Below are 25,738 nucleotides of genomic sequence, written 5' to 3'. Positions count from 1 at the left end.
AAAATATAAGAATATGAATATTCTTTCATTATTTGTTCTGGTTCCTGTTGTGATGTTGCTTGCGTTTATACCTTGCCGCAACATCAAACAAGTACGCACCGTGGGTGTAGTAGGTGCAGTTATAGAAGTTATTTTAGCTTTGGTTCTCCTGTTCATGTTCTATCAGGAACGTGCAGCAGGGAATGCAGCGGAAATGCTGTTCACATTCGATGCAGTCTGGTTTCAGGCAGCAAGCATGAATATACATTACGCTATCGGTGTTGATGGTATTTCTGTTCTGATGATACTGCTCACCGCTGTCATTATATTTACGGGGACTTTTGCCTCATGGAATATGAATCCGTTGCCAAAAGACTTCTTCATGTGGCTGACACTTCTGTCTATCGGTGTATATGGCTTCTTTATATCTTTGGACATGTTTACCATGTTCTTCTTCTATGAGATAGCTCTGATACCGATGTACTTGTTGATCGGCCTTTGGGGTACGGGACGTAAAGAATATTCGGCAATGAAACTTACCCTCATGTTGATGGGAGGTTCGGCATTCCTCTTTGTAGGTATTCTAGGTATATACTTCCATTCATCTACAACAGGCGATTATACATTTAATATACTGGAAATAGCTGCTAATAATTCGATTCCTGTCTCAGTCCAATACTGGGCATTCCCTCTTACATTCTTAGGCTTTGGAGTTCTTGGTGCTTTGTTCCCATTCCATACATGGTCGCCTGATGGTCACGCATCAGCACCGACTGCTGTATCTATGCTTCATGCAGGTGTATTGATGAAGCTGGGGGGATACGGGTGTTTCCGTATCGCAATGCGTCTGATGCCGGAAGCTGCTGACGAATTGTCTTGGATATTCATTATACTTACAGGTATTAGTGTTATATACGGAGCATTAGGAGCTATTGCTCAAACAGACTTGAAATATATCAATGCTTATTCTTCAGTGAGTCACTGTGGATTGGTATTGTTCGCTATATTAATGATGAACCAGACGGCTATGACAGGTGCTGTGATGCAGATGCTTTCACACGGTCTGATGACGGCTCTTTTCTTTGCCCTGATTGGTATGATATACGGGCGTACACATACACGTGATATCCGTCAGATGGGGGGGCTGATGAAGATTATGCCATTCCTGAGCGTATGTTATGTGATTGCCGGTCTGGCATCTTTGGGACTACCGGGATTGAGTGGTTTCGTTGCTGAGATGACTATTTTTGTTGGTGCATTTGAACACAACGATATGTTCCACCGGATATTTACGATTGCTGCTATATCATCAATCGTAGTAACTGCTGTTTATATACTGAAAGTGGTTGGTAAAATATTATACGGTCCGGTTCAGGATCCGCATCATCTGGAATTGACTGATGCCGTATGGCATGAAAAAATAGCAACAGTAGGATTGATAATCTGTGTTGCAGGTATGGGATTGTTCCCGGGATGGATTTCCGATTTGATCACCTCAAGTTTGGGATATATAAAATAAGTAAGAAATAGATTGTAAACATTGAAATTATAAGATATAAAAATGGATTTGAGTAATTATTTGTTGATGAAGCACGAGCTATCGCTGATAGTGGTATTTCTCTTACTTATTATTTATGATTTGTTTGCTTCGGACAACGCAAAGAAATATTTCTTCCCTGTAGCCTGTACATTATTTCTGGCACATACTGTCCTATGCTTCTTTTTTAAAGACAATGGAGCATCCTTTGCGGGAATGTATGTTACCGGTCCGGCTTATCTTACAATAAAGAATATACTGAATATAGGTGTATTTCTTATTTTCTTACAAGCAAATTCATGGCTCAACAGGCCAGATTCGATAATTAAGCGCGGAGAATTTTTCATGCTCACGATACTTACCCTGATAGGTATGAATCTGATGGTTTCTTCCGGAAACTTTCTATTATTCTATATTGGACTTGAAACAGCATCTTTACCTATCGCGGCTTTGGTTGCGTTTGATAAATACAGACAAGAATCGGCAGAAGCCGGAGCCAAATATATATTTAATGCTATCTTCTCGTCAGGTATGATGGTTTTCGGATTGTCGTTCCTTTATGGAGCTTGCGGAACGCTATATTATGCAGATATAGCTACAAATATATATTCTACGCCAATGGTAATAATGGCAATGATATTTATTCTTGCCGGAATATTCTTTAAAATATCCCTTGTTCCGTTCCATCTTTGGGCACCGGATACTTATCAGGGTGCACCTACGAATGTAACCCTTTATTTATCTACGATATCGAAGGGAGCTGCAGTATTTGCTCTGATGGCAATCCTGTTCAAGGTATTTCCGGTACTTGCAGATATTTGGCAAAACATAATATGGATCATAATTCTGCTTACGATTACAATAGGTAACTTGTTTGCCCTTCGTCAGAAGAATATGAAACGCTTCCTGGCATTCTCTTCCATATCGCAGGCCGGTTATATCATGTTGAGTGTATTTACTGGAACAGCCGAAGGTATGGCTGCATCAATGTTCTATATCTTCGTATATGTATTCTCTAATCTTGCTGCCTTCGGTGTAATTTCGGCGATAGAAGATAAGACCGGAAAGGTAAATATGGATGACTACAACGGATTATATTATACCAATCCGAAGCTGGCACTGGCTATGATGATTGCCATGTTCTCGTTGGGAGGTATTCCGCCGACAGCTGGTTTCTTCAGTAAGTTGTTCGTGTTTATGACAGCAATGCAGCAAGGGCATGTCCTGCTTGTTTTCCTTGCATTCCTGAATACTGTAATATCTTTGTATTACTATTTATTGGTAGTAAAAGCAATGTTTATCAATAAGAACAATTCACCTATTGAGGCTGTTAATACAGACGGATACTTGAAGATATCATTGGTAGTATCGATGGTAGGAATATTTGTAATCGGTATGGTAAGCTGTTTCTACCAATATATAGATAAAGTTAGCTTTGGTATATATTAAAGATTATTAATTTATAAATAGAATTCGACGGAAGACTGTATCTTTGAGCTTCTGTCGAATTTTGTACAATAAAAAACATGTTAGTAGGAGAGTGTTTAATGATATAATAGGCAGTCTAACTACTTTAAATTAACGAAATAATAAATAGGTCTGAGACCTTGCAACAAATATCATTTATGAATTTATTTGTTTTACTTCAGGCGGCTACCCCCGTTGTAGAAATGGCAGAGCAAACAGCCCAAGTTGCTCCCGAAGAGAGTTATTTAAGCCTTGTGATGAAAGGTGGATGGATTCTGTTACCCATCTTTCTTTTGTCGCTTTTAGCTATATATGTCATTATAAATAAGTGGCTGGTAGTAAATCGTCTTGGTAAAAAGGATTCGGTCTGGTTATCCCGTGTTGTGGAACTGATACACGAAGGAAAAGTGGATAAGGCATTGAAATTTTGCGTGGAACGTCCTTATGCCTCGGCTAAAGTGATTGCCGCTGGGCTTAAAGACTTTGAACGTGATGATAAAGAAATACAGGAGTCGATGGAAGTCGAAGCCCGCCAGCAAATAAGCATATTGGAAAGCCAGATGAATTGGCTTGGGATTACAGCTTCTATTGCACCAATGCTCGGGTTTTTGGGTACAATCTTTGGGGTGATAAAGATATTCTATGATATAGCAAAGACAAACGATCTGGCGATTGATACGATTTCTACAGGACTTTATCAGAAAATGATATGTTCCGGAGCGGGGTTGCTTGTCGGGATTATAGCATATGCCGGATATTACGTGCTGAATGGGCGTATCGATAAAGTGGTAGTCAATATCGATAAAGAATCGAACGAAGTATTGAAAGCAATCAGAGCTTATAAAAGAGGCAATATAGAAGCTTAATTTTTAAGCTTATTCTTAAAAAAGAGAAAACATGAAAATAGAACGGAGAAAAACAAGGGCTGCCGAGGTTTATACCTCTTCGTTGAATGATATAATGTTCTTCCTGTTGTTGTTTTTTCTTATAATATCCACAATGGTTACTCCTGCGGCAATCAGAGTTCTTTTGCCAAATGCTGCAACTTCGGAGCAAGTTGTAACCAAGAAAAATATTAATTTGATAATAACTCAGGATCTGAGGTATTATGTCAATGATAAGGAAGTTACAAAAGAAGAGATCGAACCGGCCTTGATGGCAGCTATTACAAAGGAAAAAGAAAAGAACAATAACGTCGAAGTAAATGTTCTATTACAAGCAGATAAATCATTGAGTCTGCAGAATGTTGTTGATGTAATTGATATCGGGAATAAATTGCAGGTAAAGATGGTACTTTTTACCCAAAAACCGGAATAAATAAATTCTAAAATTAAAAAGATAAAAACTAAAATTTCATTATTACTAAAAAAAGATAATAGTAGATGAAATTTAGTATAGATGATGCAACATTTCTACAAAAAATGCATCTCTAAAATGAAGCTTGACCAATATGAATGAACTGCAAATTATAGCAGGCTGTAAGGAACAAAAGCGTGAAGCTCAAAAAATGCTATACGAGGTGTATGCCCGTAAGATGTATAGCATTTGCTTACGCTATAGTTCTGATCAAGACGCTGCTCAGGATTTATTGCAGGACGGATTCATGAAAGTGTTTGCCAATATTGATTCATTTCAGGATAGAGGCTCTTTCGAAGGTTGGCTCAAGCGCATATTTATAAACCTTGCTTTAGAAAACTTAAGAAAGAAAAAATCAATAATTCAGACTTCCGATGATGTTCAGAATCTTCCCGATGTAGTGGACGATTCTACAGAAGACGAACAAATGTATAAAATATCGGAGGGTGAGTTACTGAAAATGGTACAAGACCTGCCGCGTGGTTATTCTACAGTTTTCAACTTGTATGCGATAGAAGATTATTCACACAAGGAAATAGCAGAAATGATGGGTATTAGTGAAGGTACTTCACGTTCTCAATATGTAAGAGCCAGAAATATATTACAGGAGAAGGTGAAACAATATATTAAAGAGAGATCGTAACTAATGATAGAAGATAAAGACAAAATAAAGGATCTATTCTCCTCAAAGTTAGGAAACTTTGAGCCGGAAGTGCCTGCATCCATTTGGGGTGGGCTGGATCAGCTTTTGTCTAATCAGCCTGTACAAGCGCCTGATGCATCATCTTCATCTTCATCTGCAAATTCTTCGACAGCCAATGCAGCTTCTTCGACCTCAAAAGCATCTACTATAAAGACCATCGCTATTGCTGTAGGTGTAGCAGCAGCAATCGTAATTGGTATATTATTTATTCCAACAGATGATAAACCGATAATGGAAGATGCTGATGTTGTTGTAACAGAAGATGTTAAGCCTCCTGTAGAAGTTCAGGAAGTGGATACTGTGATTGAGATTCCGAAAGCTGTGCCGCCACTGCTGGCCAAGGCACGGGCTGTGATCGAACCTGTAGAAACTGTAATAGCAACGGAACCTGAACCAGAGCCAGAAGTGGTATCTGAACCTTTAGAGAAAGAAGAACCTAAAGAAGAGAAAAAAGAAGTAAAAGCAGCGCCAATGTTGGCACAAACGACAGTTATATTACCGGAAGTAGAATTGCCGTCGAAAGGGCTGTCTCTAGGAGTAACTGTTGATGCAGGGTTGTTTGCCGACAATGTAAATCAAAGAGGTGGGGATATCCTGTTCTCTCGTCAAGCAAGATCTTCTACTTTCAGGTCAGCCTTGAATAAGGAAAATAGTGAATTTGAACTTGAACATAAGCAACCTGTTTCGTTTGGAGTAACAATCAGTAAGCAGATAGCGCCAAAATTATCATTCGAAACGGGGCTGGTTTATACCCACCTGTCATCGAAGATAAAATCAGGTAGTGTGTTCAATATAAGTGAATCGCAGTATTTTAACTATCTGGGTATACCATTATCTCTGAATTATACGTTCTTTGAATTAGGTAAGACTAAATTCTATTTTGCACTGGGAGGAATGGTACAGAAAGATATAAATGGAAGATATGTAAGCAATATGGGCTTTTCTATGCTCGATATTCAAGATAAAGATCTTGCAGGACATGTCTTTTATTCTGAGCCATATTATATAAGAGAGTCTGTGAAACAATCAAATCCTCAGTTCTCGGTAAGATCATCTCTGGGTATTTCCTATCCTTTGTATAAAAAAATGTATCTTTATGGGACGATAGGAGGGGCATATTACTTCGATGCCGGAAATAAGTACAGAACTATATATTCTGACAGAAAGACTCAGTTAGACCTGAATCTGGGAATTAAATTTGACTTTTAAAAAATTAATACAATTAAAAAATAAACATGAAAAAAACATCTTTACTGAAAATTTTTTGTAGTGTGTTCTCCGTGGTGTTGCTGATGTCATCATGCTTGGGAGATGGGGACAGTTCATTTACTATTGAGAAGGATTTCGCTTATATAACAAGCGATGATTATGGCCGGAAATTTGCCGTTACATCAAACGGATATATAATGCATGATAATATTACGACTTTAACCGAAATAAATCAATGTTATTTTATAGGTTATAAGATATCATCTTCTTCGGCCGATGGATATTACAATGCAGAGTATGTGAATATACTGAATAATGGAAATGCTATAGCTAAGGAATCTCTGAGATTGGACAAACCATATGAAAATAGCGGTTTAGTTAGCAGAAACGATACCATTGTCCCTACAAGCGTAAGTATTGCAGCATGGTCTCCGGTAAATACAATTGGGGATAACTGGATGATTGGTTACAGCCTTACCAAGAAAGAAAGGGATGAAGTGAAAGCTTTCTTCTATTATGATGTAACTAACCAGAAAGATTCGGAAGGTGAAATTGATCCGGCTAAAGATAACAAGATTATTATTGATGTAAGATTTGGTATAACAGATAAAGGAACAGGTGATAATAATGTAACCGATTCTTTTTCTGCTGTTGGGAACTTGTCTTACCTCAGAAACAGTTTCTCTCCAAACTTTAGTGGCGTGACTACCGATTATGTAAATGTTCCTGTAAAATTCAGATACCAGAAATATACCTCTTCGGGGCAACCGGCAGAAGTAATTTATATTGGTAACTGGCAGTTGTCGGGTAGTAATGCATACTATATTCAATTCAAAAAATAATCTATAACCGAGAATAGAAGTAAGAGACGTAGCCCGTGGACTACGTCTCTTTTATGTATAAAGAAATGTTGGAAAAAGATATCTTAACCATATTAACAGATCATTTGCCGCAGATAATAGCTTCGGCGATTATAATTTTATTGACACCTTCTTCAAAATATATAGTAGGTAAGATAATAAGAAAATATGGCTCCCTTACGCTGAAGTCAGAGCCCCGGACATTGCATATCATACAAGTGATAAATATTCTTATCAACTTTACTTGTCTGGTTACCCTTGCTATTATCTGGGGAGTACAGCCGCAGAATATGCTGGTGGCTTTGTCTTCTATATTTGCAGTGATAGGTGTTGCGATGTTTGCTCAATGGTCTATCCTGAGTAATATCACAGCCGGAATTATAATATTTTTTACTACCCCATTCAAGATCGGGGACGAGATACATATTCTGGATAAAGATACTCCTATAGATGCCATAATAGAGAATATTCTTACATTTCATACCCATCTCAGGACTAAAGATAATGAACTTATTATCATTCCAAACTCACTTTTCTTGCAAAAAATAGTTTCTGTGGGGAAAATGGAAAGATGATAGTCCGTGAGCAGTAAGTAGTAAACAGTAAGCAGTTTACTACTTTAATAGAATCTTTACTATCATGCGTCAGCCACTGTTTACTGTTTATTGTTTACTGTTCATTGATTGTGGATTTTTTTCCTATATTTGTGATATTATAAACAAAATAGATAGTTGTATATGTCAGTGAACAAAGTAATATTGATAGGAAATGTAGGGAAAGATCCTGATGTGAAATATTTTGATAATGGGAGCGTAGTTGCTAATTTTACTTTGGCCACTACAGAGAGAGGATACACTGCTGCTAACGGGACGCAGATCCCCGACCGTACCGAATGGCATAATATAGTTTGCTGGAGAGGTTTGGCAAAAGTAGCAGAACAATTTGTTAAAAAAGGGACTCAGGTATATGTTGAAGGTAAAATACGATCACGCACATATGACGATGCCAACGGAATGAAACGGTATGTAAATGAGATATATGCAGATAATCTCGAGCTACTGGGCAGCCGTAGGAGAGAAGGTGGAGAGGGTGCTGAAAATATGCCATATTCCCAACCTGCAAACGAATCTTATCAATCACCGAATTCATATAATTCTTCCAATAATATATCAGAGGAGGATGATTTGCCTTTTTAAAAAGAGAGTATGATCTCGTGGAATGAGATTTATCAAAAATATTGGACAGGTTAATACAAATAGGAGACTGTTTGCTTTAATCTGTTTTTATTTTAAGCCAAAGAACTTTTTTTACATAGCGCATATATGGGGAAGCAAACAACATTATTCTTAATCATCTGTTGTGTATTCATTTCTTGTAACGAATATACGCCGAAGCCTGTAGGGTATCCGCGGAAAGACAGGGTAGAGTCCGGAGTGGTGAGATTTGAACATGTTGCATTCTCTTTCCGGTATCCGGCAAATGCCCGGATAGAAGAAGTAAAGAAAAATGATGAGTCAGGCTTTTGGTTCAATATCTCTTATCCTGAATATGATGCGGTTTTATATTGTACATATTTTCCGGTCGATAAGAAAAAGCTTTCCGGAGCATTGGAAGATAGCTACCAGTTGGCATATAGCCAGGCGTTGAAGGCGAATGGTATACAACAATCACAATATACTGATTCCTTAGGGCATATGTCGGGAATAATCTATGATGTAAAAGGTTCGGTAGCAAGTCCGCTACAATTTTATCTGACTGATAATACCTCTAACTTTCTGAGAGGCTCATTATATTTCAACCAGCAGGTCAATACCGATTCTATTGCTCCGATAGTAGGATTTCTGCGAGAAGATATTGTCGCCCTAATGCAATCTCTCGAATGGAAAAACTCAAAAGTAGTGCCATGAAGATTCCCCAAGCACTGATATATATCTGCCTGCTTACTTTCGGGGTTTCTTTATTTATATACCTTGACATAAAGAACACAACTCTTTTGTACGACGATGTATATTCAATCTTTATGGCGAAAACATCATATACTGATATTATAAATATAACGGCATCGGATGTACACCCTCCACTATATTACTGGTGTTTAAAATTTTTCAGTTCTCTTTTTGGCGATTCTCTTTTTGCCCTCAGGCTATTTTCTACACTGGGAGTTATTGCGGCTCTTCTTTTGGGCTGTTTTCCTATACGGCGTTTATTCGGGGGTAAGGTCGCTATTACCTTTATGCTGTTGATTATTATATTCCCTGTTACCCAGTATATGGCAACAGAAATAAGAATGTATTCGTGGACAATGTTTTTTGTCTTGGCATGCGCATTATCAGCTTATCAGGCTTCCGAAAAAGGGACCGGGATTCATTGGGTACTATTTTTCGGAACAGGCCTTTGCGCTGCATACCTCCATAACTATGGGCTATTGAGTGTTTTTGGCATATATGTGATCTTTTTCTTCTTCCTGATACGGACAAAGAAGAAGTTGACTTATCTGGTTCTTTGCGGAGTCGCCTTTTTTATTGCCTATCTTCCATGGCTTATTCAATTGTGGGGGCAAATCGATAATGTTTCATCCGGTTACTGGATAAAGCCGTTGACCCTGAACGATATATTTCTACATATTTACTATTTCTATTCACCAAAGGAAATATGGCAGCCTTTTACTAATTTTACAAAAGGGGAAATGATGTGCGGATTAATAATTTTGATGGTAACACAATTAGTGCTGACAATAAAAGTATTACTATCCGATAATATAAAGAAAGATAAAATGTCCTTACTGGCGATCTTTTCTTTTATTACATTTCTTATCCCCATAGCGATAGGGTTTATCATCTCTGTTGCATACCTGCCTATATTAGTGACGCGTTATATGACCTGTTCATTTGGCCTTTTCGTTTTAAGTCTTGCTTTTGTCCTGGCAAGGGCTATGGAGCATCCTAAATACAAGCAACTCTCATATATTTTTTTACTTCTTTTGTTTTTTACCGGCGTAGTGAGGTTCTATTCAGGCGTGAATTATTATAGGCATACAGAATCGGCGTATCAGGAAATCCGCAAGTTTATAAATATTGAAGGAGGTAGTCCTCTTGTTATAAATGATTTTTCATATTATGCTATGCCCCGGTTGCAACTGATTCTCCCTGAAAATGAATATATTGTCTTGACGGGTGAGAAATCCGAAGATTTCCGGCCATTCCGTTTTAAAGAAAGAAGGACAACGGAATTTGTTGCAACGGAATTTATTCTTGTGCATCAGGATAGGGAAGCCATACAGGACGATTTTAGTCAATACAGACAATCATTAGATAACCGTTATGTTGTTATTGATAGTTTGCACGCTACAGATATCCATTTATATCGCATGAAAAAGATAATACCCTGAACATAATAATTGCAGATAATATTATCTATAAAATATCTGCAGATAACATACCTTTTTATTTTATCCTCTATATCGGTTTTTGTATAAGAAAGGTTTCTCCCTAAATTGTTTATAGAGTGAAATGTCTGGATGATTATTTCATATCAGGTTGTTTCTTTTATCTAAAATTGACGTGCAATGCGATTATTTCTTTAACATACTCTCGATTGTGCACATATCTTCAGTCCGGATAGATTTTCTTTGTTTGGAAGAAAGTAAGAAGAACAAAAATTAATATAGAACAAAGGTAAAGACAAACATTTTCCTTATCCTGTTTCGGAGGGTAAGGATATCCGCTTTTCAAACTTATGAAACTTATGAAATTAAAAATTCAAATCTTACTATTGTTTAGTCTGGTATTATCGGTGACAATAGTAAATGCACAGGTTACAGTAGGTCGTGACGATTCGCCTGTAGAAGGCGCATTGCTGGATCTTAAAGAAGATGCCTCAACCAGTATGGTGACCGCGAGAAAAGGCTTGGGGATGCCCCGGGTAGGACTAAAATCTTTGACAATTGTGAGCCCTGAAACAAGTCTGGCCTCTACTGTCGAAGGGGCTACGGGAGATTGGGATCCGACTACTCATGTGGGATTGATGGTGTACAATACAAACGAAGATCTCTGTATCACGCCAGAGCCGATGTATAAAGGTATTTATGTGTGGAACGAAACTGAGTGGGTTTATATAGGTCCTACGAATAAATCTCTTGCTGTTCATGAACTGGTTGATGATCGTCCTCAAGTGCATGGTACACAAACTTATGCTTACCGTTCGTTCGGAAGTGCCGGTGAATGGATGCTGGAAAATCTGCGCTATTTACCTCTGGATAATAGTATAGAAATAAGCAGAGTAGGTGAAGAGAACGATGCCGGCTGGTATCGCCTCAAACGTTATTTTTATCCGCAACCAATGGGAGGTACAGAAACTGATTATTCTAAAATTCCGACATGGGATTTGAAACAGGGAGTACTATACTCATATTCCGCAGCTACAGGCGGTCAGTGGGATGACGTATTGGGCGATTACGGGAATAATGAAACCGAGCATGTCACTGATCCGACTCCAGGTATCTGCCCGGATGGTTGGCGCATACCTAGCGATTATGAGTGGAGCCAGCTGGAAGAAGAATTAGCAAAACATCCTGAAGAATACTCTTCAGTTACTACACCGACTCCTTGGGTCGATCGTAGGGTTGGTTCTCAACCGACAGGGACACAGGATTATTATGAAATTGGTGGAAATAGGCCAACCATGGGACAAAGTACCGGGCACAGTACGACAATGAAGTCCCCTTGTCCTGTTGCCGGAGTAACGGGGCCAGTCGATGGTAAAAGTAATATTGTTATACGAGGAGGATTCAATGCTATGCTTGTCGGTAATGCAGAGTATGGAGCATCTCAGACTTATGGTAATGTTTTTCTCTTCTGGTCTTCTTCGTATCAGCAAAGGACAAATGCGCACAGTCGTATGGGTACTGAAGGCAGTTTTGCCGTAATCCGTTTGAACTGGGCTCCTTCTGCTCTATTAAGTGTAAGATGTAAAAGATAATCAGACAAACTACTTATAATAATCAGGGATAGCTGCGAGAATAAATGTCTTGCAGCTTTTCTTTGTCCCTTTCGTAGTCCTGGTTTAGGAACGTATAATTTGAGTTTCTGATTTATAAAGAATTATCGGAAATTTTATCTATAGACTATAAGCTAACAGCTTATAGTTCTTTGATGTATTGGGATAAGTAATAGGTTGAAAGTTATATGAGATACGAGTAAACAAGACACAAGGTACAAGTTGTTAACTGCTAACTGACGACTGTTCACAGATGGGAGACTTTGCTCTGCTCAGCAAGCTAATTATTAATTGTTTTCCGTGTTACTTTTACATACGTTTCGCTCCTGTGACCGTTGGTTGTTACCTTTTGATTATTTATGGTTAACGAACGTGAAAATGACAAGAAGAAAACGATGAAAATTCTGTCAGATATGTCAGGTTTTAACTAAATGTAGTTAATAAACGTAAGTATGATGATGGGCTGGAATTTGTGTCTTTGTATGAGAATACTGTTTACCGTAAAGTTACTTATGCGATAGCTTAAGTGCGTGGCTAATAGCTATCAGCTAAAAGCTGAAATATGTGTTACTTTTGTTACCTTTTTGTGCTTTAGTGCCTCTGCATGAGAATGATATTAACTGAAAAAATGTTACTTTTTATGTCGTAGGTATTCATAAAAATTAAATGACAAATGAAGCAAAGCATAGATTAAACATTTTTTCATACCTTTGTCCCCTGAAAAATAGAGATATTAACATGGCAGATACCAAAGCGCAGTTTGAGCAGGTGATTGCGATATGTCGCAACCTTTTTGCTAAAAAGCTGAAAGATTATGGAGCATCGTGGCGAATCCTTCGCCCTCAGTCGGTTACAGACCAGATTCTGATCAAGGCGAAACGTATAAGGAGCATTGAAGAAAAAGGCGTAAGCCTTATAGATGAAGGTATCGCTCCTGAATTTATCGGTATTGTCAACTATGGTATCATAGGGCTTATTCAACTCGAACTCGGATTCTCAGATAGTGTGGATTTGAACGAAGAGCAGGTTCTGGCGTTATATGATAAGCATATGACCCAGACTAAAGAGTTGATGTATGCGAAAAACCATGATTATGATGAAGCCTGGCGGGCTATGCGCATCAGCTCTTACACAGATCTTATTCTGACGAAAATATACAGGACAAAGCAAATAGAAGAGAACAAAGGTCAGACAATTGTATCGGAAGGTGTCGATGCCAACTATATGGATATGATTAATTATTCGTTGTTCGGGCTTATAAAACTTGAATTTCCCGATAGCGAAAACTAAACTGCTAATGAGTAAAAAGGATATTGGGATAAAGATATTAACAGAGGTTTCCAGGGTTATTCTCGGGGTAACCTTTATTTTTTCCGGGTTTGTAAAAGCCGTAGATCCTTATGGTACGGCATATAAGATAGACGACTATTTTGCAGCGTTTAATCTTACCTCTCTTACCTTCTTTTCCTTTCCGCTTTCGGCCTTACAGAGTATAGTCGAATTTGCAATGGGAGCTTGTATGTTGTTCGGACTTTACCGCCGTTGGAATTCCCGGCTTACATTCGTGGTTATGGTTTTTATGACCATCCTTACGCTTTATCTGGCCATTGCCGACCCTGTAGAAGATTGCGGTTGTTTCGGAGACGCACTGGTGATTACCAACTGGCAAACGTTTTATAAGAATATAGTGCTGCTGATATGTTCCATTATAGTATTCAGGTATTGTGAACGGATTAGCAACTTCTTCACAGGTAAAACTTATTGGCTGGCATTCCTATATATAATTATTTTTATCAGTTTATTCACATTCCGTAATTACATATATGAGCCGCTATTTGATTTCCGCCCATACAAAATAGGGGCATCCATTCCCGAGCAGATGGGGGTGGAAGAAGGTAAGGGCAGGGAAGAAGTATCGATGCTGGTCTATGCCAAAGACGGAGTGGAAAAAGAATTTACAGAGGAGAATTATCCATGGGAAGACAGTACCTGGGTCTTTGTGAGGATGGAGACCAAAGTGCTGAAAGAAGGTGAGACTTCGAAGATAAAGGATTTCGTGATAACTGAACTCTTTTTTGATGCAAAGAAGTCTGAGGTTATAGCCCAAAATGATATTACGGCTGATATATTGTCCGACAGCAGTTATGTATTTCTGATGTTGTCGCCGTCTCTTGAAGATATGAGTACATGGTATCTCAGCAACTTTGAGGATGTAAACAATTATGCGGATTACGGAGGATATAAATTCTATTGTGTAACATCGTCCGCTACAGATGAAATATTACGCTGGTCGAAAGAAAACGTTATAAACTTCAAATTCTGTACGATGGACGAACGGGCCATAAAAACCATTGTGCGTTCCAATCCGGGAATGATATTACTGAAAGACGGAGTGGTAATCAATAAATGGGCAAATGTAGAAGTTCCTGCTGAGGAAGACTTGATAAAGCCTTTGGAGGAATTGCCTTATGGTCAGCTAATAGACACCGAAAGACAGGGTAAGAAAAACCTCTTTTGTATAAGTGTAGCTTTCGCATTGCCTTTGCTCGGTCTTAAAGGGCTGGATTTCCTGTTTTTCAGGCGGAGAAAGAAAAAGGAGGAAGCCCGGAAGGAAGCCGAAGAATAAATTCAGTATAATAATATAAATAAAACGCTTTAATTATGAGAAAGAACATTGTTGCAGGAAACTGGAAAATGAATAAGAACCTACAGGAAGGAGTAGCTTTTGCTAAAGACCTGGAAGCTGCGTTGGCAGGTAAGACATTGAAATGTGATGTAATTATCGGAACACCATTTATTCATCTTGCTAGTGTTGCATCATCTACTAAATTGGGAGTTGCCGCACAAAATTGTGCAGATAAAGCTTCTGGTGCTTATACCGGAGAAGTGTCGGCTGCTATGGTAGCATCTACCGGTGCAAAATATGTTATCCTTGGACACTCTGAACGCCGTACATATTACGGAGAAACAGATGCTATCCTGAAAGAAAAAGTATTACTTGCATTGGCAAATGGCCTTAGCCCTATTTTCTGTATAGGTGAAACTAAAGATGAAAGAGAGAAAAATGTGCATTTCGATGTAGTTAAAAAACAAACTGTAGATGCATTATTCGAACTTTCGGCAGAAGATTTCTCTAAAATCGTTATAGCTTACGAACCGGTTTGGGCTATTGGTACAGGCCTTACAGCTACATCAGCTCAGGCTCAGGAAATGCATGCTTACATCCGTCAGATTATCACAGATAAGTATGGTAAAGAAGTAGCTGATAACACTTCTATCCTTTATGGAGGTAGTGCAAATGGCGGAAATGCAAAAGAATTGTTCGCATGTCCGGATATCGACGGCGGACTTATCGGTGGTGCTTCTCTCGATGTAGAGAAATTTATCCCTGTTATTGAAGGATTCTAATTCGGTACTATAAATTGCAGGGCTGGAGACAGCTCCTGCAATTACTTTTAAATAAAGGGCTATCCGAAGCCGAATATAATTATTATACTTGGACGAACGATAAACAGGTCAGTGACCTCAAATAAATCAGTATGAAAAAAAGTCTTTATATCTTTCTTGTTCTGTGCCTGTTTTCAGGTTTTGCGTTAGCACAGGATGATAATAAAACGATTATAGATGAACTGAATTCATCTAAATGGGGACAAGGAAATATCAAAGTGATGCAGGACGAAGCTGTACAGAATATACTGGGGGTTCGTCAGATTACTGTTATAGATACTACAAAAACAGTGGGTGTAATCGACCCTACAGCCAATTTTACAAAAGTAAGGGGCTTTAAGATTCAGGTTTTTTCGGGCAATAACCAACAACGTTCGAAAAGAGAAGCCGAATCGAAGCAGGCACAAGTTAAATCTGCTTTCCCTGAGTTGGAGACAGTAGTGAGCTTTCAGTCTCCATTCTGGCGTTTGCGCGTTGGCAATTTTACAAGCAGGGCAGATGCCGATGGTGTGCTTAAAGAGATGAAAAAAACATTCCCGGCCTTCGGGCGGGAGATGTATGTTGTACCCGATGTTGTGAAAAAACCGGTACAATAAATTATAAATTTAAATCAGACGATAAAAATCTTCACAATGCAAGAAGAACAAAATATAGAACTGCTGGCAAAGCATTACAAGGAAATTATAAACCTGTTGGGCGAAAATGCGGATAGAGAAGGGTTGCTAAGTACCCCGGTAAGAGTTGCAAAGGCCATGCAGTTTTTAACTAAGGGTTATCATGAAGACCCTGAAGAAATCCTGAGAAAAGCCTTCTTTAAAGAGGACTACAGACAAATGGTAATAGTTAAAGATATAGACTTTTATTCCATGTGCGAACATCATATGTTGCCGTTTTGGGGGAAGGCGCATGTAGCTTATATTCCGAATGGCTATATCACGGGGCTGAGTAAGATAGCCCGTGTCGTGGATGTTTTTGCCCGACGCCTGCAAGTGCAGGAGCGTATGACTCTTCAGATAAAGGAATGTATTCAGAAAACACTTAACCCGCTCGGGGTCATGGTGGTGATAGAGGCTCAGCATATGTGTATGCAGATGCGGGGCGTGGAGAAGCAGAATTCGACAACCACAACTTCCGACTTCACCGGAGTATTTAATCAGGCAAAGACCCGCGAAGAGTTTATCAATCTTATCCGATAAAATCAGATGAATAAAAGATAAATCAATACGAGGTTTTCCGGTAAAAGGAGTAACCTCGTTTTTAATTTAGAGATAAAGATATGTACCTATACAATATTCATACACATAAAGCAGGTTCGGAAGAGATGAACGGATATAAGGTACAGTATATACTGAATACTTCACCCGGAGATTTTGAAAAGGAGATTTTGGCGCCTGATAATATCCGGTTCTCATGTGGTGTACATCCCTGGGACGCAGACAATGCCGGGGAACAATTGACGCGATTAAATGAAGTTGTACCGAATAAGTTGGTTTTGGCTATCGGAGAAGCCGGGTTGGATAAATTGAAAGGGCCTGATATGAGAGTCCAGGAAAATGTGTTCAGGCAGCAAATCGAGCTAGCTATGAGCGTAAATAAGCCATTGGTAATCCACTGTGTAAGAGCTTGGGACCTATTGATGGCTTTGTACAAGGAATATAAGTCAGATATTCCATGGATAATTCATGGGTATAGAGGAAATATTGAACAAACAAAACAGCTTGTGAGACTTGGCTTCAAATTCTCTGTAGGAGAGTTTTTTAACGAAGATGCGATACGGCATATTCCAATCAATTCTCTTTTCTGTGAAACGGATATATCTGAAATTTCTATTTGTAAGGTGTATGAGGCTGTTTCATTAGTTTTGGGGCTTTCATTTAATCAATTTGTCGAAATTATTGCAGATAATATGAGTGTTATCTCTAAATAGTTGACAAAATTATATTGTGTATTATTAAATTCATTATTTTTACAGATTCAAAGATTACAAATTGAGATGATAGACGTAAATGCTCATATTCTATTGATTTATACCGGGGGAACAATCGGGATGGTCGAAAATCCGGTTACAGGTTCTCTTGAACCATTCGATTTTGCTCATTTAAATAGTCACTTACCCGAATTGCAGCGCTTCCGTTTTCACGTAGACCATATCGTGTTCGATCCGGTTATCGATTCATCGGAAATTACGCCGGAGCATTGGAAGAAGATAGTGCGGACGATTGAGTATAATTATCATAAATATGATGGTTTTGTAATCTTGCATGGCACCGATACTATGGCTTATACGGCATCTGCACTGAGCTTTATGATTGAAAACCTGCAAAAACCCGTGGTTCTTACAGGCGCGCAGTTACCAATTGGTAAGCTGAGGACCGATGCTAAAGAGAATCTTATTACGGCTCTTGAGATAGCAGCAGACAAAGACGTTCTGGGTAATCCTATTGTACCCGAGGTGTGTATCTTCTTCCAAAATGATCTGCTGAGGGGCAACCGGGCTACTAAGGTAAATGCAGATAATTTCAATGCATTCAAATCTTATAATTATCCAAATCTGGGAAAGTCGGGAATACAGATTAGGTATGACAGAAAGGTTATACATCAGCCTGATTATGATAAGAAGACAATATTTCATTATCAGCTGGATACCCGTATTGCAACCTTGAAGTTGTTCCCCGGGATTAACAGGCAAACAGTAGAGACAATACTGACTTTGAAAAATATTAAAGCCATTATTCTCGAAACTTACGGTTCGGGAAATGCACCTTTATCTCCGTGGTTTATCCGTCTCGTACGCGAAACTGTAAAAAAAGGCGTTGTAATAGTAAACATCACTCAATGTAATACCGGTATGGTTGATATGCATCGCTACGAAACAGGACAAGAGTTACTTAAAGCCGGAGTAGTAAGCGGATTTGATGCTACATTCGAAACCGCTATAGCAAAACTCATGTTTTTGGTTGGACACAAATATGCAAAAGAAGATATTCAGATTAGGATGAGGGTGCCGTTGATTGGAGAGATAACGCGTGTTGAAGATAGAATGAATGAAACAATATGAAAATCTGCAGTTGTTAGCAGAAAAAGCAGAATCCTCATTTCTGCTATATTATAAGAAGAATAAGAAACGTTTAATGAAGATGGATACGATTGTTCAGCAATTGCATGAAGATGTATCTGCTGAAATAGATTGTTTGTCATGTGCCAACTGTTGTAAAACCTTAGGGCCTGCTATCTATGATAAAGATATAGAGCGTATGGCCAAAGCATTGCGGATAAAACCAGCCGAAGTTGTATCTAAGTATCTGAAAATGGATGAAGATGGAGATTATATCTTCCGGTCTATGCCTTGTCCATTTCTTTTGTCGGACAATTACTGTTCAATATATGAAGCTCGTCCCAAGGCTTGTAGAGAATATCCGCATACGGATAGAAAGAGATTTGAACAAATATACAAGCTAACTGTTAAAAATTCAGCTACTTGTCCGATAGCATACGAAGTGCTGTGCCGGCTTATTAATAAATAATAAAATACGTTTTATGAAGAGTTTGTATCTCTTATTTATGTTTGCGCTTTTGGTGCAGACCTCTCTTTTTGCTCAGGAAACTGTATTGCAGGATACTATTAAGGTTGAAAAGCAGAAGAAAGACAGTACAACAAGTGTTGGAGCATTTATTTCTCATCAGACAGATGCCATTATAGGCTCAGTATTCGGACCATCCAAACAATTAAGTAATGCAGATAGTATAATAAATAAATTTGATGCAAACCCTTCTTTTGGAATATATAAAGACAACTATTTCATCGTGGGAACCCAGATGCTTAGTAAGCCAACGAAATATAATTCGGATGCCAAATTTCAGATAAGTATTATGCATAGGATTACCAATAGTACTTTGCCGTTCAAAACATATGCTTTTCTGACATATACTCAGAAAGCTTTTTGGGATGTTTTCCAGGATTCGTTTCCTTTTCGTGATCTGAATTATAACCCTACATTGGGGGTAGGGAAAGCCTTGGTACGCGATAATAGGTTTTTGGGAACGCTGACTTTTCAGTTCGAGCATGAGTCGAACGGAAAAGACGGGGAAGACTCCCGTAGTTGGAATAAAGTATCCTTCGGTACTTATTTTACCTTAGATGACCACTTTACTCTACAAACAAAAGCCTGGATACCGATTGTTGATGGAACGAATAATAAAGATATTGTAAAATACTCAGGCTGGGGACTTATGGCTATGGAATATTCAAGTCCTAAGAAAAAATATAATATAGGGTGTGTTGTAACAAAAAGGGGGGGAGTGAATCTGAATGCAAATATAGAACTGAATTTTTCGATACGATTATTCAGTGATGATAATCAATATCTCTTCCTTCAGTACTATAATGGTTATGGAGAATCTATGTTGGATTATAATAAACATAGGCAGCGTATAAGGCTGGGCTTTGTGATTAAGCCGACTTTTATAACTATGTATTGAAAAAAACATGTTTTGCAACATATTAATTGATAGCATATTGTGTATTTGTTTAAATTTTATTGAAAAATTATTGCTAATATATTTGGAATGATACTAAAACTTTACATATCTTTGCACCCGCTTTACCACTAAAGGGCACGCTTAAAGAAGGGTGTTTGCGTAGGGAAAGAGAGAGGTCTTTGAAGGAAATGAAATAACAACATTATAGAGTGTAGTACACAATTTGGGTTTTTATTAAATTAAAGATCCGAAAAAACTAGAGATAGTTAAAAAAGGTGCTACCGTCAATTACTATTACCCAATAGTAATAAAAAAAGCTTGAACAGGATCAAAAGACTTAAAAAAAAGAATATACAAAGAAGAGTTTGATCCTGGCTCAGGATGAACGCTAGCGATAGGCCTAACACATGCAAGTCGAGGGGCAGCAGAGAGTAGCAATACTTAGATGGCGACCGGCGCACGGGTGAGTAACGCGTATGCAACCTACCTACAACAGGGGAATAACCCGGAGAAATTCGGACTAATACCGCATAAAACAGGGGTCCCGCATGGGAATATTTGTTAAAGATTTATCGGTTGTAGATGGGCATGCGTTCCATTAGGAAGTTGGTGAGGTAACGGCTCACCAATCCAACGATGGATAGGGGAACTGAGAGGTTTGTCCCCCACACTGGAACTGAGACACGGACCAGACTCCTACGGGAGGCAGCAGTGAGGAATATTGGTCAATGGGCGAGAGCCTGAACCAGCCAAATCGCGTGAAGGAAGACTGCCTTATGGGTTGTAAACTTCTTTTATCAGGGAATAAAAAGAGTTACGAGTAACTTATTGCATGTACCTGATGAATAAGCATCGGCTAACTCCGTGCCAGCAGCCGCGGTAATACGGAGGATGCGAGCGTTATCCGGATTTATTGGGTTTAAAGGGTGCGCAGGCGGGCTTTTAAGTCAGCGGTGAAATCCCAACGCTTAACGTTGGAACTGCCGTTGAAACTGGGAGTCTTGAGTATAGATGAAGTAGGCGGAATTCGTTGTGTAGCGGTGACATGCTTAGATATAACGAGGAACTCCGATTGCGTAGGCAGCTTACTAAGCTATAACTGACGCTCAAGCACGAAAGCGTGGGGATCAAACAGGATTAGATACCCTGGTAGTCCACGCCGTAAACGATGATTACTAGTTGTATGCGATATACCGTATGTGACTAAGCGAAAGCGATAAGTAATCCACCTGGGGAGTACGCCGGCAACGGTGAAACTCAAAGGAATTGACGGGGGCCCGCACAAGCGGAGGAACATGTGGTTTAATTCGATGATACGCGAGGAACCTTACCCGGGCTTGAAATGCATCTGAATTACGAGGAAACTTGTAAGCTAGCAATAGCAGATGTGTAGGTGCTGCATGGTTGTCGTCAGCTCGTGCCGTGAGGTGTCGGCTTAAGTGCCATAACGAGCGCAACCCACATTGTTAGTTACTAACAGGTCAAGCTGAGGACTCTAACAAGACTGCCGTCGTAAGATGCGAGGAAGGTGTGGATGACGTCAAATCAGCACGGCCCTTACGTCCGGGGCGACACACGTGTTACAATGGGTGGTACAAAGGGCAGCTACTTGGTGACAAGATGCTAATCTCCAAAGCCACTCCCAGTTCGGATCGGAGTCTGCAACTCGACTCCGTGAAGCTGGATTCGCTAGTAATCGCGCATCAGCCATGGCGCGGTGAATACGTTCCCGGGCCTTGTACACACCGCCCGTCAAGCCATGGAAGCTGGGGGTATCTGAAGTGCGTAACCGCAAGGAGCGTCCTAGGGTAAAACCGGTGACTGGGGCTAAGTCGTAACAAGGTAGCCGTACCGGAAGGTGCGGCTGGAACACCTCCTTTCTGGAGATACTGTTCGAGTTGGGTAGACCTTTAAAAAAAGGTGCTGCACTCTTAAATGATGTTGTTGTTTTAAGATATACTCAGTTTACGGGAGTAGGTAGAGGGTTAGAGTTTAAATATACTGTTAACTGTTCACTGCTCACTGTTCACTGACCAAGAGAAACCAAGAAGCTGGCAATCAGTTTCAGGCAGAACCGCCAGTCCTATAGCTCAGTTGGTTAGAGCGCTACACTGATAATGTAGAGGTCGGCAGTTCAAATCTGCCTGGGACTACCGCAATGCAGAGGCATCGCAATTAATAATTAACAGTTAACAATTAACAATAACGGTAAAAACCAATTCTTAATTATTAATTCATCATTATTAATTACCTTACGGGGGATTAGCTCAGCTGGCTAGAGCACCTGCCTTGCACGCAGGGGGTCAACGGTTCGAATCCGTTATTCTCCACACTTTCAATTGAGGATTGACAATTAATAATTGACAAAAAGAACTGTCAACTATCCACTATCCATTCTCAATTAGAAAAACGATCTTTGACATGATGTAAAAAAAGAGCAAGTAAAGTTAGATTATGATATAATCTATCAAACCCTGCTAATAAGCCCCCTTCGGGGAGTTTATTAGATAGAAAAAAAGAAAGTAGGAAAGGGCACATGGGGGATGCCTAGGCTCTCAGAGGCGAAGAAGGACGTGATAAGCTGCGATAAGCTACGGGAAGGTGCAAATAACCCTTGATCCGTGGATTTCCGAATGGGGCAACCCAATATCCGAAGAGGATATTACACTATGTATGTAGTGAGCAAACGCGGGGAACTGAAACATCTAAGTACCCGTAGGAAAAGAAAATAAAAATGATTCCCAAAGTAGTGGCGAGCGAAATGGGAAGAGCCCAAACCGGTATTGTTTAGGCAATACCGGGGTTGTAGGACTGCGCTGTGGCAAGAACGATTTGAAGTAGAACGTTTTGGAAAGAACGATCATAGAGGGTGATAATCCCGTATACGAATCATATCCGAAGCCTAGCAGTATCCTGAGTAGCGCGGGACACGAGAAATCCTGTGTGAATCTGCCGGGACCATCCGGTAAGGCTAAATACTCCTGAGAGACCGATAGTGAACCAGTACCGTGAGGGAAAGGTGAAAAGCACCTCGAACAGAGGAGTGAAAGAGACCCTGAAACCATGTGCCTACAAGCGGTCGGAGCATTAAATTGTGACGGCGTGCCTTTTGCATAATGAACCTACGAGTTACTCTTACTGGCAAGGTTAAGTACAAAGATGTACGCAGCCGAAGCGAAAGCAAGTCTTAACAGGGCGCTTTAGTCAGTAGGAGTAGACGCGAAACCAAGTGATCTACCCTTGGGCAGGTTGAAGTTTGGGTAACACCAAATGGAGGACCGAACCGGTAAGCGTTGAAAAGCTTTCGGATGACCTGAGGGTAGGGGTGAAAGGCTAATCAAACTTGGAGATAGCTCGTACTCCCCGAAATGCATTTAGGTGCAGCCTCGGCGAATTACTTATGTCAGGTAGAGCGACTGATTGGATGCGAGGGCTTCGCCGCCTATCAAGTCCAGATAAACTCCGAATGGGCATAAGTTAATACCGGGAGTGAGGGCATGGGTGCTAAGGTCCATGTCCGAGAGGGAAAGAACCCAGACCATCAGCTAAGGTCCCCAAATACATGTTCAGTTGAATTAACGAAGTATGACTACTAAGACAGCTAGGATGTTGGCTTGGAAGCAGCCATTCATTTAAAGAGTGCGTAACAGCTCACTAGTCGAGTGGTCGTGCGTGGATAATAATCGGGCATAAACATGTTACCGAAGCTATGGGATAAAATATTATCGGTAGGGGAGCATTCTACTCAGCGTTGAAGGCGAGGCGTAAGCCTTTCTGGAGCGTGTAGAAAAGCAAATGTAGGTATAAGTAACGATAAAGGGGGTGAGAAACCCCCTCGCCGAAAGACTAAGGTTTCCTGATCAACGCTAATCGGATCAGGGTAAGTCGGACCCTAAGGTGTAGCCGAACGGCGAAGCCGATGGAAGAACCGGTTAATATTCCGGTACTGTTATCTAGAGTTATGTGGGGACGCAGGAGTGACACTGCTGCCAAGTGACGGATTACTTGGTTAAAGGAAGTAGACGTTGATTACGGTAGGCAAATCCGCCGTGAGAGTTGAAACTGATAGTACTACAATCCTTCGGGAGCGTAGATAATGCAGGTAAACAGACTGCCTAGAAAAACCGCTAAACGCTAATCTATATAGCAACCGTACCACAAACGGACACACGTAGTCGGGTTGAAAATACTAAGGCGCTCGAGCGATTCACAGTTAAGGAATTAGGCAAAATGACCCTGTAACTTCGGGATAAAGGGTGCCAGCTTCACGGCTGGCCGCAGAGAATAGGTCAAGGCAACTGTTTAACAAAAACACATGGCTATGCAAATTTGAAAGAAGACGTATATAGCCTGACACCTGCCCGGTGCTGGAAGGTTAAGAGGAGATGTCATGAGCAATCAGAAGCATTGAATTGAAGCCCCAGTAAACGGCGGCCGTAACTATAACGGTCCTAAGGTAGCGAAATTCCTTGTCGGGTAAGTTCCGACCTGCACGAATGGTGTAATGATCTTGACACTGTCTCAACTGTGATCTCGGTGAAATTGTAGTATCGGTGAAGATGCCGATTACCCGCGATGGGACGAAAAGACCCCGTGAACCTTTACTATAGCTTTACATTGATTCTGGGCACTTGATGTGTAGGATAGGCCGGAGGCTATGAAGCGGGTACGCTAGTACTTGTGGAGCCAACCTTGAAATACGGCCCTTTAATTGTTTGGAATCTAACCTGCGGATGCAGGAACAGTGTATGGTGGGTAGTTTGACTGGGGTGGTCGCCTCCAAAAGAGTAACGGAGGCTTCTAAAGGTGTGCTCAGGACGATTGGTAACCGTTCGTAGAGTGTAATGGTATAAGCACGCTTGACTGAGAGACCCACAAGTCGATCAGGTAGGAAACTAGAGCATAGTGATCCGGTGGTTTCAGTATGGAATGGCCATCGCTCAAAGGATAAAAGGTACTCCGGGGATAACAGGCTGATCATTCCCAAGAGCTCATATCGACGGAATGGTTTGGCACCTCGATGTCGGCTCGTCACATCCTGGGGCTGGAGCAGGTCCCAAGGGTTGGGCTGTTCGCCCATTAAAGTGGCACGCGAGCTGGGTTCAGAACGTCGTGAGACAGTTCGGTCTCTATCTATCGTGGGCGCAGGATATTTGCGGAGATCTGACACTAGTACGAGAGGACCGTGTTGGACGGACCCCTGGTCTACCGGTTGTTCCGCCAGGAGCATCGCCGGGTAGCTAAGTCCGGATTGGATAAGTGCTGAAAGCATCTAAGTACGAAGCCGACTTCAAGATAAGATATCCATTAAGGGTGGTTGTAGACTACGACCTAGATAGGCTACAGGTGTAAAGGCAGCAATGTCATAGCCGAGTAGTACTAATTGCCCGGACGCTTTCAATGGTGCCAGTAGACTCACCGTAGTAAACTGGCACCGAACAACAAACCAGAGGTTTGCTATATTAGACAATAATCATAACAATACTTACTCTTTTACATCAGTCAATATAGTTGAAAATTGAGAGTTGACAGTTACATATAAACCATTGTCCACTATCAACTATCCACTATAAAAAGCATTCAGGTGGTTATAACACCGGGGCTCCACCTCTTCCCATTCCGAACAGAGAAGTTAAGCCCGGTCGTGCCGATGGTACTGCGCAAGTGGGAGAGTAGGTTACCGCCGTTTTAAGAAGAGAAGTCCTT

The 25,738-nt window shown here is 40.3% G+C and carries 21 protein-coding genes, 2 tRNA genes and 3 rRNA genes; all 26 read left to right on the top strand.

Features of this window, described 5'->3' with window-relative positions; all coding sequences use genetic code 11:
• Window positions 1-13 precede the first annotated feature (13 nt).
• The 26 genes from QZL88_RS08275 to rrf all read left to right on the top strand — a co-directional run bounded on the left by QZL88_RS08275 (window position 14) and on the right by rrf (window position 25,721).
• Complete coding sequence (locus QZL88_RS08275; protein WP_296940013.1) at window positions 14-1,498, top strand: NADH-quinone oxidoreductase subunit M; 1,485 nt, start codon at window positions 14-16, stop codon at window positions 1,496-1,498.
• Window positions 1,499-1,540: 42 nt separating this feature from the next.
• Window positions 1,541-2,965, top strand: a complete 1,425-nt coding sequence (locus QZL88_RS08270; RefSeq protein ID WP_296940011.1) for an NADH-quinone oxidoreductase subunit N — start codon at window positions 1,541-1,543, stop codon at window positions 2,963-2,965.
• Between the two features lie 176 nt (window positions 2,966-3,141).
• Window positions 3,142-3,849: a MotA/TolQ/ExbB proton channel family protein gene (locus QZL88_RS08265; RefSeq protein WP_296940009.1), complete on the top strand. Its 708-nt coding sequence runs from the start codon at window positions 3,142-3,144 to the stop codon at window positions 3,847-3,849.
• A 31-nt stretch (window positions 3,850-3,880) separates the two neighbouring features.
• Window positions 3,881-4,300 carry a biopolymer transporter ExbD gene (locus QZL88_RS08260; protein WP_296940007.1) on the top strand — a complete coding sequence of 140 codons (420 nt, stop codon included), beginning with the start codon at window positions 3,881-3,883 and terminating at the stop codon, window positions 4,298-4,300.
• A gap of 133 nt (window positions 4,301-4,433) precedes the next feature.
• Window positions 4,434-4,982 (top strand): sigma-70 family RNA polymerase sigma factor, encoded by a 549-nt coding sequence (locus tag QZL88_RS08255; protein ID WP_296940005.1) that lies wholly within the window; start codon window positions 4,434-4,436, stop codon window positions 4,980-4,982.
• A 3-nt stretch (window positions 4,983-4,985) separates the two neighbouring features.
• Window positions 4,986-6,251 (top strand): hypothetical protein, encoded by a 1,266-nt coding sequence (locus QZL88_RS08250; protein ID WP_296940004.1) that lies wholly within the window; start codon window positions 4,986-4,988, stop codon window positions 6,249-6,251.
• Between the two features lie 26 nt (window positions 6,252-6,277).
• Window positions 6,278-7,093 (top strand): hypothetical protein, encoded by an 816-nt coding sequence (locus QZL88_RS08245; protein ID WP_296940002.1) that lies wholly within the window; start codon window positions 6,278-6,280, stop codon window positions 7,091-7,093.
• Between the two features lie 65 nt (window positions 7,094-7,158).
• Window positions 7,159-7,686, top strand: a complete 528-nt coding sequence (locus QZL88_RS08240; RefSeq protein ID WP_296940001.1) for a mechanosensitive ion channel domain-containing protein — start codon at window positions 7,159-7,161, stop codon at window positions 7,684-7,686.
• Between the two features lie 162 nt (window positions 7,687-7,848).
• On the top strand, window positions 7,849-8,307 hold the full coding sequence (gene ssb / locus QZL88_RS08235; RefSeq protein ID WP_296939999.1) for a single-stranded DNA-binding protein: 459 nt from the start codon (window positions 7,849-7,851) through the stop codon (window positions 8,305-8,307).
• Window positions 8,308-8,433: 126 nt separating this feature from the next.
• Window positions 8,434-9,018: a hypothetical protein gene (locus QZL88_RS08230; protein WP_296939998.1), complete on the top strand. Its 585-nt coding sequence runs from the start codon at window positions 8,434-8,436 to the stop codon at window positions 9,016-9,018.
• Window positions 8,991-10,499: a glycosyltransferase family 39 protein gene (locus QZL88_RS08225; protein WP_296939997.1), complete on the top strand. Its 1,509-nt coding sequence runs from the start codon at window positions 8,991-8,993 to the stop codon at window positions 10,497-10,499. Before QZL88_RS08230 ends, QZL88_RS08225 begins: the two co-directional genes overlap by 28 nt.
• A gap of 356 nt (window positions 10,500-10,855) precedes the next feature.
• Window positions 10,856-12,088 carry an FISUMP domain-containing protein gene (locus QZL88_RS08220; protein ID WP_296939996.1) on the top strand — a complete coding sequence of 411 codons (1,233 nt, stop codon included), beginning with the start codon at window positions 10,856-10,858 and terminating at the stop codon, window positions 12,086-12,088.
• A 756-nt stretch (window positions 12,089-12,844) separates the two neighbouring features.
• On the top strand, window positions 12,845-13,396 hold the full coding sequence (locus tag QZL88_RS08215; RefSeq protein ID WP_296939995.1) for a DUF1599 domain-containing protein: 552 nt from the start codon (window positions 12,845-12,847) through the stop codon (window positions 13,394-13,396).
• 7 nt (window positions 13,397-13,403) lie between these two features.
• The gene (locus tag QZL88_RS08210; protein WP_296939994.1) at window positions 13,404-14,732 is read left to right on the top strand and encodes a BT_3928 family protein; all 1,329 of its coding nucleotides are present in this window, start codon (window positions 13,404-13,406) and stop codon (window positions 14,730-14,732) included.
• A 35-nt stretch (window positions 14,733-14,767) separates the two neighbouring features.
• Window positions 14,768-15,514 (top strand): triose-phosphate isomerase, encoded by a 747-nt coding sequence (gene tpiA, locus QZL88_RS08205; protein ID WP_296939993.1) that lies wholly within the window; start codon window positions 14,768-14,770, stop codon window positions 15,512-15,514.
• Between the two features lie 131 nt (window positions 15,515-15,645).
• Window positions 15,646-16,149 (top strand): SPOR domain-containing protein, encoded by a 504-nt coding sequence (locus tag QZL88_RS08200; protein WP_296939991.1) that lies wholly within the window; start codon window positions 15,646-15,648, stop codon window positions 16,147-16,149.
• Window positions 16,150-16,185: 36 nt separating this feature from the next.
• The gene (folE, locus tag QZL88_RS08195; RefSeq protein WP_296939989.1) at window positions 16,186-16,749 is read left to right on the top strand and encodes a GTP cyclohydrolase I FolE; all 564 of its coding nucleotides are present in this window, start codon (window positions 16,186-16,188) and stop codon (window positions 16,747-16,749) included.
• An 80-nt stretch (window positions 16,750-16,829) separates the two neighbouring features.
• On the top strand, window positions 16,830-17,480 hold the full coding sequence (locus QZL88_RS08190) for a TatD family hydrolase (protein WP_296939987.1): 651 nt from the start codon (window positions 16,830-16,832) through the stop codon (window positions 17,478-17,480).
• A 66-nt stretch (window positions 17,481-17,546) separates the two neighbouring features.
• Window positions 17,547-18,611, top strand: coding sequence for an asparaginase (locus QZL88_RS08185; RefSeq protein WP_296939986.1), 1,065 nt, complete (start codon window positions 17,547-17,549; stop codon window positions 18,609-18,611).
• Window positions 18,598-19,077, top strand: a complete 480-nt coding sequence (locus QZL88_RS08180) for a YkgJ family cysteine cluster protein (protein WP_296939984.1) — start codon at window positions 18,598-18,600, stop codon at window positions 19,075-19,077. The genes QZL88_RS08185 and QZL88_RS08180 overlap by 14 nt, the downstream gene beginning before the upstream one ends.
• 13 nt (window positions 19,078-19,090) lie before the next feature.
• A complete protein-coding gene (locus tag QZL88_RS08175) occupies window positions 19,091-20,032 on the top strand; it encodes a phospholipase A (RefSeq protein WP_296939983.1) in 942 nt (313 codons plus the stop codon).
• 353 nt (window positions 20,033-20,385) lie between these two features.
• Window positions 20,386-21,912, top strand: a 16S ribosomal RNA gene (locus QZL88_RS08170).
• 199 nt (window positions 21,913-22,111) lie between these two features.
• Window positions 22,112-22,185, top strand: a tRNA-Ile gene (locus QZL88_RS08165).
• 103 nt (window positions 22,186-22,288) lie between these two features.
• Window positions 22,289-22,362, top strand: a tRNA-Ala gene (locus tag QZL88_RS08160).
• A 185-nt stretch (window positions 22,363-22,547) separates the two neighbouring features.
• Window positions 22,548-25,436, top strand: a 23S ribosomal RNA gene (locus tag QZL88_RS08155).
• 176 nt (window positions 25,437-25,612) lie between these two features.
• Window positions 25,613-25,721 (top strand): 5S ribosomal RNA (gene rrf / locus QZL88_RS08150).
• The 16S, 23S and 5S rRNA genes sit together here with 2 tRNA genes alongside, the layout of an rRNA operon.
• The last annotated feature ends 17 nt before the right edge of the window (window positions 25,722-25,738 follow it).

This window comes from uncultured Dysgonomonas sp., from assembly GCF_900079725.1.
Classification (GTDB): Bacteria; Bacteroidota; Bacteroidia; order Bacteroidales; family Dysgonomonadaceae; genus Dysgonomonas.
This window is presented reverse-complemented; position numbering and strand designations above follow the sequence as displayed.

Bases quoted from the DNA above. Each gene is read 5' to 3' on its own strand.
- QZL88_RS08270 (WP_296940011.1), top strand. From the start codon at position 1,541: ATGGATTTGAGTAATTATTTGTTGATGAAGCACGAGCTATCGCTGATA.
- QZL88_RS08260 (WP_296940007.1), top strand. From the start codon at position 3,881: ATGAAAATAGAACGGAGAAAAACAAGGGCTGCCGAGGTTTATACCTCT.
- QZL88_RS08250 (WP_296940004.1), top strand. From the start codon at position 4,986: ATGATAGAAGATAAAGACAAAATAAAGGATCTATTCTCCTCAAAGTTA.
- ssb (WP_296939999.1), top strand. From the start codon at position 7,849: ATGTCAGTGAACAAAGTAATATTGATAGGAAATGTAGGGAAAGATCCT.
- tpiA (WP_296939993.1), top strand. From the start codon at position 14,768: ATGAGAAAGAACATTGTTGCAGGAAACTGGAAAATGAATAAGAACCTA.
- QZL88_RS08275 (WP_296940013.1), top strand. From the start codon at position 14: ATGAATATTCTTTCATTATTTGTTCTGGTTCCTGTTGTGATGTTGCTT.
- QZL88_RS08175 (WP_296939983.1), top strand. From the start codon at position 19,091: ATGAAGAGTTTGTATCTCTTATTTATGTTTGCGCTTTTGGTGCAGACC.
- QZL88_RS08200 (WP_296939991.1), top strand. From the start codon at position 15,646: ATGAAAAAAAGTCTTTATATCTTTCTTGTTCTGTGCCTGTTTTCAGGT.
- QZL88_RS08210 (WP_296939994.1), top strand. From the start codon at position 13,404: ATGAGTAAAAAGGATATTGGGATAAAGATATTAACAGAGGTTTCCAGG.
- QZL88_RS08240 (WP_296940001.1), top strand. From the start codon at position 7,159: ATGTTGGAAAAAGATATCTTAACCATATTAACAGATCATTTGCCGCAG.
- QZL88_RS08265 (WP_296940009.1), top strand. From the start codon at position 3,142: ATGAATTTATTTGTTTTACTTCAGGCGGCTACCCCCGTTGTAGAAATG.
- QZL88_RS08255 (WP_296940005.1), top strand. From the start codon at position 4,434: ATGAATGAACTGCAAATTATAGCAGGCTGTAAGGAACAAAAGCGTGAA.
- folE (WP_296939989.1), top strand. From the start codon at position 16,186: ATGCAAGAAGAACAAAATATAGAACTGCTGGCAAAGCATTACAAGGAA.
- QZL88_RS08245 (WP_296940002.1), top strand. From the start codon at position 6,278: ATGAAAAAAACATCTTTACTGAAAATTTTTTGTAGTGTGTTCTCCGTG.
- QZL88_RS08225 (WP_296939997.1), top strand. From the start codon at position 8,991: ATGGAAAAACTCAAAAGTAGTGCCATGAAGATTCCCCAAGCACTGATA.
- QZL88_RS08180 (WP_296939984.1), top strand. From the start codon at position 18,598: ATGAAACAATATGAAAATCTGCAGTTGTTAGCAGAAAAAGCAGAATCC.
- QZL88_RS08220 (WP_296939996.1), top strand. From the start codon at position 10,856: ATGAAATTAAAAATTCAAATCTTACTATTGTTTAGTCTGGTATTATCG.
- QZL88_RS08230 (WP_296939998.1), top strand. From the start codon at position 8,434: ATGGGGAAGCAAACAACATTATTCTTAATCATCTGTTGTGTATTCATT.
- QZL88_RS08190 (WP_296939987.1), top strand. From the start codon at position 16,830: ATGTACCTATACAATATTCATACACATAAAGCAGGTTCGGAAGAGATG.
- QZL88_RS08185 (WP_296939986.1), top strand. From the start codon at position 17,547: ATGATAGACGTAAATGCTCATATTCTATTGATTTATACCGGGGGAACA.
- QZL88_RS08215 (WP_296939995.1), top strand. From the start codon at position 12,845: ATGGCAGATACCAAAGCGCAGTTTGAGCAGGTGATTGCGATATGTCGC.